This window comes from Pseudoxanthomonas sp. LjRoot125, from assembly GCF_964252705.1.
Lineage (GTDB): Bacteria > Pseudomonadota > Gammaproteobacteria > Xanthomonadales > Xanthomonadaceae > Pseudoxanthomonas_A.
Map to the genome: position 1 here is coordinate 1,224,993 of NZ_CAXUOY020000001.1, position 13,719 is coordinate 1,238,711.

The following is a 13,719-nucleotide window of genomic DNA, read 5'->3' on the forward strand; positions in this document are numbered from 1 at the left end:
TGCTGCAGCGTCAAAGACAAAGGGGCTTCGGCCCCTTTGTTTTTTCGGGCAGCCGACACTAGATTGGGGATGTCACAAGCCCTCCGTGTGCGCTTGGAATCTGGAACTGGATCGATGAATGATGTGGCGAGGCTGATGCAGGCTGCGGAACGTGCGGCGGCAACAGGCAATTTCAACGAAGCGCGCAAGGGTTTTCTGCGCGTGCTCGAAACAAGCGAGCATGCCGAAGCGCTGGTCCACCTGTCCTATATCGAGTCGAAGATCGGCAGTTACCGGTCCGCGTGCGATTACGCGCTGAGGGCATATGCGCTGCCTGCGCTCTCGCCTGCCTTGATGGTGAAAGTGCTGAATCGGCTGCGCAATTTCAACCAGACGTGGGCCTTGCATGAACTGATTCCGCGCTTCGAAGCCCACAGATTGGATCCTCGCCAGTTGCATGCGGTCGCCGCGCAGGCGAGCTACCTCGGCGACCAGCAGCGCGCATTGGACCTGCTTGATCTGGCGCTGAGCCGGCAGCCTGCAAATGCGCCCGTGCTGTTGGCGAGGGCCCAGATCAATACGTTCCTGGGACGCTTCGAGGAGGCCGAACAGGACCTCCGCGATTGCATGATGTACAACAAGGGCATGGCCGCGATCTGGTGGACGCTGGCCCGCTTACGCAAGCAGACGCCGGCATCCAATCATGTGGAAGAGCTACGTCGTGAATTGAAGGTCGCCCGTCCGCCCGCGGAGCGCACGTTCCTGGCATTCGCGCTCCACAAGGAACTGGATGACCTCGGCGATATCGCAGGGGCGGGCGAAGCACTGACCTTGGGTTGCAGGTTGAAGCGTGCGGAGCTGAAGTACAGCACGGCGCAGAGCAAGACCTTGATGGCCCGCCTGAAGGCGGCGTCCATGCCGGATGCAGCGGGCACGGTAAGTGATCGTGGTTTTACGCCGGTCTTCATCGTGGGCATGTTCCGCTCCGGTACCACCCTGTTGGAGCAGTTGCTGGGCGGCAACCCGGCGATGCTCAATGCAGGCGAGTTGCATGATTTCGTCACCAGCATGCGCTACGTGGCGAACTACCAGAGCACCGGTTTCCTCGACGAGGAGATGGTGCGTCGCGCAGAGACGATGGACTTCAATGAAGTCGCCGAGCACTACGTTCGCGGCGTCAAATGGCGCTTGGAGCCCGGCCAGACCCACCTGACCGACAAGCTGCCTGCGAACTTCTTCAATGTGGGTTACATCCTGCGGGCGCTGCCGGACGCGCGGATCCTGCACATGGTGCGCGACCCGGTCGAGACCTGTTTCTCCAACTTGCGCGAGCTGTTCTCGGGCGCAAGTCCCTATTCCTACGATCAGGCCGAACTCGCCGAGTTCTATCTGATGTACCAGGACCTCATGGCGCATTGGCATGCGAAGTTCCCGGGCCGCATCCTCGACATCCATTACGCAGAGCTAACCCGCGACACAGAAGGCGTGATGCGCCGCGTCGCTATGCACTGTGGGCTGGATTTCCTGCCCGACATGGTCGACCCGCGCTCTCGCGTCCAAAGCGTCGCCACGGCCAGCGCGGTGCAGGTGCGCAGTCCTGTGATCGTCCGTGAGGTACCGAAGTGGGACCCTTACCGCGAGTACCTGAAGCCGTTGATCCAGGGGCTGGGCCGGCACGCGGGGTGAAGGTGGCCATCAGGGCGATGGCGGCTGACCACTCCATGTCTGTCGACGCGCGTGCCGCAACGCATCGCCCAGAGGGGCAAGATACGTGGCATATGGCGCCCATCTTGGCTTGTCCAATGCCACGACACCCTGGCGGACCTGCACGGCACTGGCGGTGGTGACGCCCCGATTGCTGGCTTCCAGGGCCAACATGCCCGGCTCGAAATCCAACTTGCAGAACGCCGACGCGGCGCGCAGCGTTGTTTCCGGGTCGCGGGTCAGGGCGGAATACGATACGTCGTGGATGCGTCCGGGGAACGCCTTGTGCCAGTGGGCCATCAAGCCTTCGTACCCGGCGAAGAACGTCGCCAGTTCGCCCTGGCTGTAGGAATACTGGTTGGTGTTGTCCGAGAACAGTTCGCGCAAGTTGGAGAAGCAGCTTTCCATCGGGTCGCGAACCATGTGCAGGATCTTCGCCTGTGGCAGCGCCTGGCAAATGAAGCCGATATTGAGGAAGTTCGAGGGCAGCTTGTCGACGAAGTAGGGTTCCTCGCCACAGCGCCAAGCCACCGATTCCAGATAGCCCTTGCCAACCGCCGAGTAGTCGATGGATGGCGCCCGCTCGACGATCGTCGAGTCGACCACGCCCTTGCACCAGTGGTCGGTCGCCAGGCGCATCTGCGCGGTGAACTCGTAGAGTTCACCCAGGCCGCGGACGTGCGAATGTCCGTCCAGGAACTGTTCCAGCAGCGTGGTGCCGGAACGATGCATGCCGACGATGAAGATGGGGGTGCGAGCACCCGCTTCGCTCTGCACTGGCGCGTTGACGGGCATGACGCGCAGTTTTGCGAACAGGTGTTCGGTTTCGGCATCCGAGTAATTCAACTGGCTGCGTTTCGCGCGGCACGCCATGTCGAGGGCTTTCGTTGCGCCGTCGTGGTCGCCCAAGTCGTCCAATTCCTTGTGTAGCGCATACGCGAGGAACGCTAGGTTCGCGGGGTTGTGGCCGGACTGGGAAATCTGCGCGCGCAATGCGTCGACGTGGTTGGCGTCCGGCCGCTGCTTGCGCAGCCGCGACAGCGTCCACCAGCCGAAGCCGATCTCGGGCACGCGTTGCATGCACGCGTCCATCTCGCGCTCCGCTTCTTCGAAGCGACCGAGAAATACCAGCGTATGCGCACGCGTGAGCTTGAGCTCGATGGCATCGGGGGCCAGCGCCAGCCCCTTGTCGATGGCCCGCAGTGCGCGTTCGGGTTGGTTCAATTGGTTCAGTACCGTACCGATCGCGTCGTAGAGCGGGGGCGCGATGTCGGCGCTGCCTTCAAGCGCATCGATCAGCGCCATGGCTTCTCCGCCGAGATTGAACGCCTGCAAGCGCCTCAGCAGGAAGGCCGCGCCGCCGGACTCGTCGCCCGTACGGCTCGCAAGGGCTTTCAGCGCGTACTCGCGTGCCAGTCGGTAACGGCCGCTCAGTCCCTCGATGCGCGATGCCTGGAGCAGTGCGGCGATGTTCTGCGGTCGGGCGGCGAGGATCGATGCGTTGATCTTGCGGGCTTCCGCGAGGTTGCCTGATTCGATCTGTTTCTTGGCCGCATTCAGCCGGTCCGCAACTTTCATCTGCAAGCGTCTGTCGTATGTCGAGGACGCTAGTGTAGAGGTCGCGCCGTTTTCAGGGGAGCGCAGCCAATACGAAACAAGGAGATATTGAGACGCACGGTCCGACGCGGTACGCGGTTGCCGGCAGAAAACGCTGCGTCAGAGGTCCTGCTCGTACCGGACGTAGGGCACGGTGCCTTCGTCCGCATTCTCGTTAGTCAACGAGAAGGGATTCTTGCCACGGGTGATGACATTTTCTGCACCCACGGTGAGCTGGCCGCTCCAAGGTGTCCGCCAGGTCACGCCCAAGCCCAGGCCTTCCCATTTGCCGGGCTGGCCAGGAACGTCAACGACGCGGCCGATGATGTTGGCGCTGAAAGGGCCGTAACCACCGCCCACAGTCAGGCTGCGCGTATTCCAGCGGTCTGCAAAGGCCGGCACGTCAGACACAGGAACCAAGGTCGCCTTGGCCACGGCGCCGCCGATGGACACGAAACCCTCGCGGCCGATGTTTTTCTGACCGAACACGGCCAGGTCGTTCTGTTCGATGCGGCCTGCGGCGCGCCCGGACGACAGCCAGGCGGGCAGGGTGTCACGGCCGGTGCCTGCAGACAGTCCAAGCTTGCCGCCGGGGCGGCTCAGGATCGCCGAGGCGCCGACGCGCTGACTATCGGTGTCGTCGTCGTCCCCAAGCGTGGCGAGCATGCAGTGGCTGGCAAGGTTCCCGATATTTCCCACCACGCCGGCCTTGCGATTGCAGACCAGGCCCAGGGCATCGCCGCTGTCCAGGCCAAAGGCAGTGGTCAGCGTGTTGCGGCCCAGGCGCCAGCGGGCACCAGCTTCGGCCTGGCCGGTCGGCTCGAGCAGCAGGACCGCTTCCACCTTGCCGTCGTTGTTCCAGATGGGAAGGGCCGTGGCCTGGGGGTCGGCGGCGGGCTTGCGTGCCTGCGACTTCTGCGCATGCGCATCCACCGCTACGCCGGAGGCGAGCAGCAGGGCAAGCGACAGTGTCAGGCTACGCAGGTTCATGGCTCGCTTCAGACTCCTAAGGACAACCCGGAGTTCCCCTCCCGAAGGGGAACTGATGCTATGCCGTTTATGTTTCTTTAACAAGTCCCCGGGGGCAGCTGCCCGACCGCCGGATCATTGCAATCGACCCGGCGCCTCTACATCGACCGGCGGGAGGCTGAAAAGTTCCGCGATCTGCGAGGGGGTGAACCGGTATTCCTGCCCACAGAACTCGCAACGGACTTCTGCCGCACCATCGGCCAACGCTGCGGTCGCCTCTTCTTCCCCCAACGATTGCAGCATGCTCGCAACCCGCTCGCGGGAACAAGAGCATCCGAAGCGAACTGGGCTCTCTGTCAGGATTTGCGGGGCTTCCTCGTGGAACAGCCGGTGGAGCAGTTCCCGGGTGGGAACGGCCAGCAGCTCGGGCTCGCCCAGGGTCTCGAACAGGGCGCCGGCGCGGTTCCAGCCGTCGGCGTCGCCCTCGTCCCCGGGCAGCTTCTGGAGCATCAGGCCACTGGCGCGCCTTTCGTCGACGGCCAGCAACAGGCGGGTCGGCAGTTGCTCGGACTGACGGAAGTAGTCCTCGAACGCCTCGGCCAGCCGGCTGGCCTGCAGGCCGACCAGGCTCTGGTAGCGCTGGGGCTCACGCGGGTCCAGGCCGGGATTCTCGATAGTGATGGCCAACAGGGCGTTTTCGCCAAGGTCCTGGAGATCGCGGGGTGCATCCAGGCCATCCTGCACCTGGGCGATGCCGCGCACCGTACCTGCCGCCGTGCATTCGGCAAAGAGCGTACGCAGGGCGCCCTGGCTGCGGAGCTGGATCGACAGGCGGCCGTCGACCTTCGTGTGCCCGGTGAACAGCGCGGCAGCGGCCACGGCCTCGCCGAGCAGTTCGCGGGCGGCCGCCGGGTAGTGGAGGCGGCCGGCAACGGTCTGCCAGGTTTCGTCCAGGCGGACCGCCACGCCGCGGACGCCGGCGGCGGGAAGGAGGAAGCGGGTCAAGGTGTCGAGGTCGGTGCTCACAATTCTCCGAGGTCGGCGCCTTCGCCGTAGTAGGCCATGATGCCTTCCACGGTATGGGCGACCAGCCGCCTTTCCAAGTCCGTGAGCATCGGGTGCCAGACATCGAAGATCAGGACCACGCGCAGCTGGTCGCTGAAGTTCCAGGCCTCATGCTCGATCGTGTCATCGAACATCACCAGCTTGCCCGGCTTCCAGACGTGGGTCTCCTCGCCGACCCGCAACGCGCAATCGCGCGGGATGATCAGGGGAAGGTGCACGGTCAGGCGCGTGTTCGTCGCACCGTTGTGGGGCGGGATGTGGGTGCCCGGCTTCAGCGCCGAGAAGAATGCGACCGGCGCGCGGTTGGAGACCGTGTTGAGCGGCGCATGTTCCAGCAGAACGGCTTCCGTGCGTGGGCACAAGTCTGCCTGTGCGTCGATGCGTCGGCCGTTCTTCCAAAGGAAATAGGCGCCCCAGTCGAGCGTGCGGTCCAGCGCGGCGAACTGCCCCTTCGGCTGGCCTTCCTGGGTCTGCACGTAAGGCACGAAATCGCGCTGCTGTTCCAGCAGGGACTGCAACTCGCGAAGCACCTCGGGGAAAGCGGCCTCAACCTTCGAGGTCCAGTCGTAATCCTCGGGATGGAAGAACGGGATCGCGGGCAAGCGGGGGAACGGCAGCATCAGCGGGCGCGCGGTGACGAAACTGCGCCGCCCTGTGACGATGTCGAGGCAATGGTTGAAGCGCTCCAGCTCGCGGTGGCCCCGTTGCTCGGTCAGGCCGTTCAGGCGGTCCTGCAGGAACGTGCGCAACTGCGCCTGATTGTCTTGGACGGAGCTGCTGGCCTGCTGGATCAGTGCTTGAAGATGGGGCGACTGGCGCGCGGCCTCCGGCATGTAGGCCAGCGCACTGCCCCAGGCTTTTGAAGCCTCGCGCTCCCGCCCGACGGACTCCAACAGGCGCGCCCTCTCCATGTGCGGGCCCCACGAGGTCGGCTCCGCGCGGATCGCCAGATCGATCGCCGACAAGGCCGCGTGGGAGTCGCCACGCTGGGAATGGATGCGCGAGAGATTCGCGTGGGCGATCGCCATGCCGGGCGCGTGGAGGATCGCCCGTTCCAGCAACCCCTGCGCCTCGTCTATCCTGCCGCGAGCCAGGCAGTAAGCGCCCAGGCTGTTCAGCGCGGGTGCGCAGTCGGGCGCGATCTCGATGGCCCGGCGCCAGCAGTCGGCGGCGCGGTCCTGCTGGCCTTGCTGGACCCACTGCGTGCCTTGGTCCAGCAACTGGGCCAAGGCCTGGGACAGGGGTGCCTGCGGGGATGTATTCATCGGCAGCGAGACTTTGCAGTGGTCTAAAGCCAGAATAACGATAAATGAACGAGCCGTTCGCGTAACCTTAATTACTAAACATGGTCGACGTCCACCCGCCTACTCGCCGCCGCCGCTGGTTCCGCTGGTTGCTGGCAATGCCCTTCCTCTTTGCCGCGGCCAGCATCCTGCAGGTGGCGGTACTACGGTTCGTCGATCCGCCGTTCACGGCCTTCATGGCGATCCGGCAGATGGAAGCGTGGGGTGAAGGGGAATGGAAGTTCCGCCTGGCACACGACTGGCGCGACCTGGACCAGATGGCGGTGAGCCTGCCGGTTTCGCTGGTGGCCGCGGAAGACCAGAACTTCGCTGCCCACCATGGCTTCGACCTGGCCGCCATCGAAAAGGCACAGGCCCACAACAAGCGGATGACGGCGCGCGCCGAGAAGCGTGGCCGTCCGGCCACGCGCCTGCGCGGTGCCAGCACCATCAGCCAGCAGGTCGCCAAGAACCTGTTCCTGTGGCAGGGCCAGAGCCGGGCGTCGCGCTGGGCACGCAAGGGCCTGGAGGTCTGGTACACGCTGCTGATCGAGACGCTATGGCCGAAATCGCGCATTCTCGAGGTCTACGCCAACGTGGCCGAGTTCGGCGACGGTGTATACGGCGGCCAGGCCGCCGCGGTGCGCTTCTTCAACAAGGACGCGGCGCGCCTGGCACCCGCCGAGAGCGCCCGCCTCGCGGCGGTGCTCCCGGCGCCCCGGCGCTACAACGCCGCGAACCCGGGCCCGTATGTGCAACGCCGTGCACGCTGGATCCAGCGGCAGGTGGGGCAGTTGGGCGGCAAGGCCTATCTGGAGAGCCTGTAATCCATGCAAGCGCCCCTGCTGACCGTCGTGATTGCGGCCTATAACGAAGCCCAGGCGATCCCGCTGCTGCAGCCTCGCATCGCGGCGGCACTGGATGCGTTGTCCGGCGTCGACGGGCGCGTGCTGTACGTCGACGATGGCAGCCAGGACGACACGTGGGCGGTGCTCCAGGCGTTGGTGGCGGACGATCCGCGCGTGTCCGCCCTGCGCCTGTCGCGCAACTTCGGCAAAGAGGCGGCGCTGACGGCAGGCCTGGATCGTGTGCAGGCCGGTGCGGCCCTGATCCTCGATGCCGATGGGCAGGATCCGCCGGAACTGATCGGCGAGTTCGTGCGGCAGTGGCAGGCCGGGTACGACAACGTGCATGGCACGCGCATGGAGCGCGATGGGGAGAGCTGGATCAAACGCGGCACCGCACATGCGTTCTACCGCGTGATCGGGCGCCTTTCCAAGACGCCGATTCCTGCCGACACCGGTGACTTCCGGTTGCTGTCGCCACGTGCATTGGCCGCGCTACGCGAACTGCGCGAACGCCATCGCTTCATGAAGGGCCTGTTCGGCTGGGTCGGCTTCAACCAGATCGCGGTGCCCTATCACCGCGAGGCACGGGTAGCGGGGCGGAGCAGCTTCGGCTTCTGGAAACTGTGGAACTTCGCCCTGGAAGGCATCACCAGCTTTTCCACCGCACCGCTGCGCGTGGCGACCTACGTGGGCGTGATGACCGCCGTGCTCGCCTTCGCGTTCGCGATCTGGGTGGTGCTCAAGGCGCTGCTATGGGGCGACCCGGTCGCCGGCTGGCCGACGATGATGACGGTGATCCTGTTCCTGGGAGGCATGCAGCTGGTCGCGCTGGGATTGATCGGCGAGTATCTGGGGCGCTTGTACGAGGAGTCCAAGCAGCGGCCGCTGTACCTGGTGGATACGTGGCAACCCGGGGCGGCAGGAGTATCCTTGCCTGCATCAGATCGACCCGCTCCCCACCCCGGAGATCGCCATGCGCACGGTTCGTCATTTGCTGGGTTCCAAGACCCCTGAAGTCTTCGCTGTATCTCCCGACGCCTCCGTCCTGGACGCCATCAAGCTGATGGCGGAGAAAGGCGTGGGTGCCGTGCTGGCCATGCAGGGGCCGCGGCTATGCGGCATCGTCTCCGAGCGCGACTATGCGCGAAAGGTCGTGTTGCAGGGGCGCTCATCGTCGAACACCCCGGTGCGCGACATCATGACGGCAAAGGTGGTCACCGTCGGTCCCGACGACACCGTCGACCACTGCATGCAGGTCGTCACCACGCACCGGATCCGCCATCTGCCGGTGAGCGAGGGCGATGCCATCGTCGGCGTGATCTCGATCGGCGACCTGGTGAAGGCGGTCATCGAAGATCAGCAGGTGGAACTCGACCAGTTGCAGCGCTACATCGCCGGCTGAGCGGCACGACTACTTCGCGTACTGCCCGCCGCAGCCGCTGTCTTCGCCGGGTCCCACTTCAATCGTTGCCAGCAGCGCGGCCGGTGGCGTGATGCTGGCCAGCACCAGCGCGGTCGCCCCGCGCAGGCCCAGGCGTTTGAAGTCGGGCCGGAACGACGGGTCCTTGAACGTGCCGCCAATGATCAGTGGCGAGCGCAGCGCGAAGATGCTGCGGTCCTTCGGTCGCGGCTTCAGCTCCAGATCCAGCGCTTCTTCCTTCAGGCTGACCTGGCCCTTGCCGACGATGATGGTGTCGGTGGTGTCGAAGGCCAGCGTGCGTGTCTGCATCACGCCATCCTTCACCGCGAAATCGCCGAATGCGCACCGCACTGCCACCGTCTTGTCCTTCGTCAGCAGGAATTTCAGCGCTTCGGCGATATCCAGGCCGGCGAGTTCCATCAGCAGGTTGCTGACCTGGCCACGCCCCATGCCGAGTGCGATGTCGCCATTCGCGCTGCCGAGGATGCCGGCGATCGAGTTGCCGGTGCCGGTGAGCGATACGTTGCCGCCAATCCGACCGATCGCGCTCTGCGTCAGCTGCGCGGTAGGGAACAGCTTGCCGAGGTCGAGGCCACGCACCGCGATGTCGGCGCGCGTGCGGATCACGTCGCTGCGGGCGTCCATGCGGATCGTCGAACGGATGTCGCCTTGCGCCACGCCGAAATTCAGCGGTTCCAGACGCAGCAGTCCGGCATCCAGCAACAGGTGCGCATCCATGTCGTCGATGGGCAGCTTCGGCGCATTGATGCGGTGCGCCTTCCAGCGCACATCTGCATCCATCGCGCGCAGCTTGGTCAGATCGTAGGGGGTGTCCGGCAGCACGCGTGCGTCGACGGCGAGTTCGGCGGCTTCCTTGCGTTGTTCGGCATTGCTCGCCTCCGCGCCGCCGGTTTGCGGTGGCGCGCCGACGAAGCCGGCGAGGTCATCGAAGTCCAGGCGCCTGGAGACCAGGCTCGCCTTCAGCAGCGGACGTTCGCGGCCGACGGTGACGTTGGCCGACCCGCCCAGATCGCTGTCGCCGACGATGCCGTTGAAGTCGTCGTAGTGCCACGTGTTGCCGTCGCGGGTGAAGCGGCCGTCCAGGCGGTAGGGCGGCGAGGAGGGCGTCGCCACGCCGATCAGCGGGAACAGGTCTTCCATGTTCTGGCCTGCGAGCATCAGGCGCAGGTCGAAGTCGCGCAGCCGGAAGGGATCGAGCAACGTGCCACGCGCGTGCGCCCGTGTGGGGCCGGCGGTCACACGAAGATCGATGCGGTACGGTTTGTCCGTCTGGCGCAGCGCCAGCGGTGACTCGACGCGTCCGGCCACGGTAAAGGCATTGCCGGCCCACCGGCCTTTGCCCTTTACGTCCACCGGCGGCGACGCGGGACCGTCGCCGGCGACGCTGTCCAACTGGATGTCGAGATCGGTGCGCCGCTCGGGATCGACGAACACCAGTCGTCCGCCTTCGATCCACAGGCCGTCGTAACGGAGACGGCTTTCACCGGTGGTGTCGCCGAAGACCCAGTTGCCGGTACCGTCGGGGCCGAACTCAAGGCGCAGTCGGGGCCGCGTCAGGCGGATGGACGTCAGGCGCGTCTCGCGGCTGAAGATCAGCGGCCACACCGCCACGCTCAATTCCGCACGATCCGCAACGGCCATGGCGGGCGTCTTCGACCACGTCGCATTGCCGAAACTCAGGGCATCGGCGCGGATCGTGGTCACGCGACCGAGGTCGACGTCGAGATTGCCACCGATATCGAAGGCACGCCCGGTCTTCCAGGTCACGACGCGTTCGATCGGGCCGCGCAACCAATTCCATTCGAAGAGCAGGGCGCCGACCACGATGAGCGCAGCAAACACGCCGAGCACCACAGCGCGCGACCGCGACAGCGGGCGCAGGGCGAAACGGCGGCGGGGGCGGGGCGCGTCGTTCATGGCCCCATGGTTGGGGCCCGTGCGTTCACGCGCCGCGAAATGGGCCGTCATCGGTTCATGTGCGGGACATGAACCTCGCGATGGCTTCACACGCGGGTCAGAGCACTTGCTTGGTCACCGCGACGAAGTGGCAGACGCTGCCGCCGATCACGAAGAGATGCCAGATCGCGTGCGAATAGCGGATCGATTCGCGGTGGTAGAAGAACGTGCCCAGCGTATAGAACAGACCGCCGGCGAACAGCCAGCCGAGTGTCCAGCCGTCGATCGACTGCAGCATCGGCTTGATCGCGACGACCACCAGCCACCCCATCGCGATGTAGATGATGGTCGACAGCAATTTGAAGCGGCCGGTGTAGAACAGCTTGAAGACCACGCCTGCAATGGCCAGCGTCCAGATCGCCGCGAACAAGCCCCAGCCCCAAGGCCCGCGTAGGCCGATCAACGTGAAGGGCGTGTAGGTGCCGGCGATCAGCAGATAGATGGCGCAGTGGTCGAAGACCTTCAGGCGCCCCTTCGCCACCGGGTGCTGGATGGCGTGGTACAGCGTGGAGGCCGTGTAGAGCAGCAGCAGGGTGATGCCGAAGACGATCGAGGCGCCCAGCTGCCAGCCGTCGCCGTAAATCGCGGCGAGGGTGATCAGGACGGCACCGCCGGCGAGCGCGGCGACCGCGCCAAGCCCGTGCGTAAGGGCGCTGGCGATTTCGTCGCGCAGGTCGACGAGATGGTCGGCCCGCTTGCGTTCGCGCAAGGAATTCAGCGAGGGGGATCGGCTCATGCAGTCACGTTACCGCAATGCAGCACGGGCTGCATGACCCGAGCTGCCGTTGGTCAGCAGCCGGAGGGCTTCCGGTATGCCCGGAGCCCTCCGCCGAGGGACGGCGGGTCAGATCGCCGCGGCCCCGCTCATCGCCGCCATGTCCGGACGGAACACGACGCAGACCACCAGGCCCACCAGGAACAGGATCAGCGGCACCTTGTTCTCGGCGAAGTTCTTGATGCCGTAGTAGATGGTGTAGAAGCCGCAGATGAAGCACAGGATCGCCGCTACGGCGCCGTCCTTCTTGGCGGCGTTGACGGTCATCCATATGGCGCCCACCAGCAACAGCAAAGCCCCTAAAAAATACATCCCCGATCTCCCCGAATATGGCCGCCGGATGGCGGCCCGGGAAGCGTAGCGGATCGGCGTGACGGGAGGAATCCGGGGGGCAGGGCGGTTGCAGGCGTAACCAGCGAAACGCCCGGAGCGCCGAGGTCAGCCCAGATCGACGCTGTGTGCGTGTTCGCGCGTGGCCAGGAACTGCACGTCCGGGGCACGCTCCTGGGCCAGTTGCAGGTTGACCCGCGTCGGCGCCAGGTAGACCAGCTGGCCGGCCGCGTCCAGGGCGAGGTTCATCGCGTTCTTGTCGCGGAACTCTTCCAGCTTCTTCGCGTTGTCGCAGCGGATCCAGCGCGCCGTGGCGACGCTGACGTTCTCGAACGACGCGTCCACGCCGTACTCGTCCTTCAGCCGGTAGGCCACCACGTCGAACTGCAGCACACCCACCGCCCCCAGGATCAGGTCGTTGCTCATCAGCGGACGGAAGAACTGGGTCGCGCCTTCCTCGCTCAGCTGCGCGAGGCCCTTCTGCAGCTGTTTGAGCTTCAGCGGATCGCGCAGGCGCGCACGGCGGAACAGCTCCGGCGCGAAGTTCGGGATGCCGGTGAACGACAGCGCCTCGCCCTCGGTGAACGTATCGCCGATGGAGATCGTGCCGTGGTTGTGGATGCCGATCACGTCGCCGGGATAGGCCTCGGCGGCGATTTCGCGATCGCTGGCCATGAAGGTCAGCGCGTTCGCCAGCTTCATGTCCTTGCCGCTGCGCACGTGGAAGGTCTTCATGCCGGCCTCGAAGCGGCCCGAGCACACGCGCATGAACGCCACGCGGTCGCGATGCTGCGGGTCCATGTTGGCCTGGATCTTGAAGACGAAGCCGGTGAGCTTGTTCTCGTCGGGCTGCACTTCGCGGCCGGTGGTTTCGCGCGCCAGCGGCGACGGTGCGTGCTCGACGAAGAAATCCAGCAGCGGCTGCACGCCGAAGTTGTTGACGCCCGAGCCGAAGAACACCGGCGTCTGCTTGCCGTCGAGATAGGCCTGCTTGTCGAAGGGATGGCTGGCGCCCTGCACCAGCTCCAGCTCATCGCGCAGTTGCGCCAGCATTTCCCCACCGATCTTCTCCTCCAGACCAGGCGCATCCAGCGACGGGAAGATCGTCGAATCCTGGCGGGTGAAGTTGCGGCCCGGTTCGTACAGGTGCACTTCGCCGGTGAGCAGGTGCACCACGCCCTTCAGGCGCTGGCCCATGCCGATCGGCCAGGTGACCGGCGCGCACTGGATGCCCAGCACGCTTTCGACTTCGTCCAGCAGGTCGATCGGGTCCTTGCCCTCGCGGTCGAGCTTGTTGATGAAGGTCATGATGGGCGTGTCGCGCAGGCGGCAGACTTCCATCAGCTTGATCGTGCGCTCTTCCACGCCCTTGGCCACGTCGATGACCATCAGCGCGCTGTCGACCGCGGTCAGCACGCGGTAGGTGTCCTCGCCGAAGTCAGCGTGGCCCGGCGTGTCGAGCAGGTTGACGATCTTGCCTTCGTACGGGAACTGCATGACCGACGAGGTGACCGAGATGCCGCGCTCCTTTTCCAGTGCCATCCAGTCGGAGGTCGCGTGGCGCGCAGCCTTGCGACCCTTCACCGAGCCGGCCATCTGGATCGCGCCGCCGAACAGCAGCAGCTTCTCCGTCAGCGTGGTCTTGCCGGCGTCGGGGTGGGAAATGATGGCGAAGGTGCGGCGACGGGTGGCTTCGTTGGCCACGGCGCTGTTCGGATCGGACATGGGGCGGGCGCCCGGACGGGCACGGAAAAGGCGGGAAGGGCGCGATTA

The 13,719-nt window shown here is 65.4% G+C and carries 12 protein-coding genes; 4 read left to right on the forward strand and 8 right to left on the reverse strand.

What is annotated here, in order from left to right; all coding sequences use genetic code 11:
- The first annotated feature begins 135 nt into the window (after window positions 1–135).
- On the forward strand, window positions 136–1,665 hold the full coding sequence (locus ACSION_RS05550) for a tetratricopeptide repeat-containing sulfotransferase family protein (protein WP_435305197.1): 1,530 nt from the start codon (window positions 136–138) through the stop codon (window positions 1,663–1,665).
- Window positions 1,666–1,674: 9 nt separating this feature from the next.
- Here the strand turns inward: ACSION_RS05550 and ACSION_RS05555 are convergent, their stop codons facing one another.
- From ACSION_RS05555 to ACSION_RS05570, 4 genes are all read right to left on the reverse strand, one after another.
- Window positions 1,675–3,261 carry a tetratricopeptide repeat-containing sulfotransferase family protein gene (locus ACSION_RS05555; protein ID WP_435306661.1) on the reverse strand — a complete coding sequence of 529 codons (1,587 nt, stop codon included), beginning with the start codon at window positions 3,259–3,261 and terminating at the stop codon, window positions 1,675–1,677.
- Between the two features lie 138 nt (window positions 3,262–3,399).
- Window positions 3,400–4,233 carry a hypothetical protein gene (locus tag ACSION_RS05560; RefSeq protein WP_435306662.1) on the reverse strand — a complete coding sequence of 278 codons (834 nt, stop codon included), beginning with the start codon at window positions 4,231–4,233 and terminating at the stop codon, window positions 3,400–3,402.
- A gap of 150 nt (window positions 4,234–4,383) precedes the next feature.
- Window positions 4,384–5,277, reverse strand: coding sequence for an Hsp33 family molecular chaperone HslO (locus tag ACSION_RS05565; protein ID WP_435306663.1), 894 nt, complete (start codon window positions 5,275–5,277; stop codon window positions 4,384–4,386).
- Entirely contained in the window at window positions 5,271–6,578 is a 1,308-nt protein-coding gene (locus ACSION_RS05570; protein ID WP_435305198.1) for an aspartyl/asparaginyl beta-hydroxylase domain-containing protein, read from the reverse strand. Before ACSION_RS05570 ends, ACSION_RS05565 begins: the two co-directional genes overlap by 7 nt.
- Before the next feature lie 80 nt (window positions 6,579–6,658).
- Between ACSION_RS05570 and mtgA the strand changes: the two genes are divergently transcribed.
- The 3 genes from mtgA to ACSION_RS05585 are packed head-to-tail and all read left to right on the forward strand — an operon-like array spanning window position 6,659 to window position 8,846.
- Entirely contained in the window at window positions 6,659–7,423 is a 765-nt protein-coding gene (gene mtgA / locus ACSION_RS05575; RefSeq protein ID WP_435305199.1) for a monofunctional biosynthetic peptidoglycan transglycosylase, read from the forward strand.
- A 3-nt stretch (window positions 7,424–7,426) separates the two neighbouring features.
- A complete protein-coding gene (locus ACSION_RS05580; RefSeq protein ID WP_435305200.1) occupies window positions 7,427–8,458 on the forward strand; it encodes a glycosyltransferase family 2 protein in 1,032 nt (343 codons plus the stop codon).
- A complete protein-coding gene (locus ACSION_RS05585) occupies window positions 8,418–8,846 on the forward strand; it encodes a CBS domain-containing protein (protein ID WP_093490217.1) in 429 nt (142 codons plus the stop codon). Before ACSION_RS05580 ends, ACSION_RS05585 begins: the two co-directional genes overlap by 41 nt.
- Window positions 8,847–8,855: 9 nt before the next feature.
- On the opposite strand, the gene ACSION_RS05590 is transcribed toward ACSION_RS05585, so the two are convergent.
- The 4 genes from ACSION_RS05590 to ACSION_RS05605 form a co-directional block, all read right to left on the reverse strand.
- On the reverse strand, window positions 8,856–10,802 hold the full coding sequence (locus ACSION_RS05590; RefSeq protein ID WP_435305201.1) for an AsmA family protein: 1,947 nt from the start codon (window positions 10,800–10,802) through the stop codon (window positions 8,856–8,858).
- A 97-nt stretch (window positions 10,803–10,899) separates the two neighbouring features.
- The gene (gene trhA, locus ACSION_RS05595) at window positions 10,900–11,577 is read right to left on the reverse strand and encodes a PAQR family membrane homeostasis protein TrhA (RefSeq protein ID WP_435305202.1); all 678 of its coding nucleotides are present in this window, start codon (window positions 11,575–11,577) and stop codon (window positions 10,900–10,902) included.
- A gap of 108 nt (window positions 11,578–11,685) precedes the next feature.
- Complete coding sequence (locus ACSION_RS05600) at window positions 11,686–11,883, reverse strand: hypothetical protein (RefSeq protein WP_435305203.1); 198 nt, start codon at window positions 11,881–11,883, stop codon at window positions 11,686–11,688.
- Window positions 11,884–12,054: 171 nt separating this feature from the next.
- Window positions 12,055–13,671 carry a peptide chain release factor 3 gene (locus tag ACSION_RS05605; RefSeq protein ID WP_435305204.1) on the reverse strand — a complete coding sequence of 539 codons (1,617 nt, stop codon included), beginning with the start codon at window positions 13,669–13,671 and terminating at the stop codon, window positions 12,055–12,057.
- Between the last annotated feature and the right edge of the window lie 48 nt (window positions 13,672–13,719).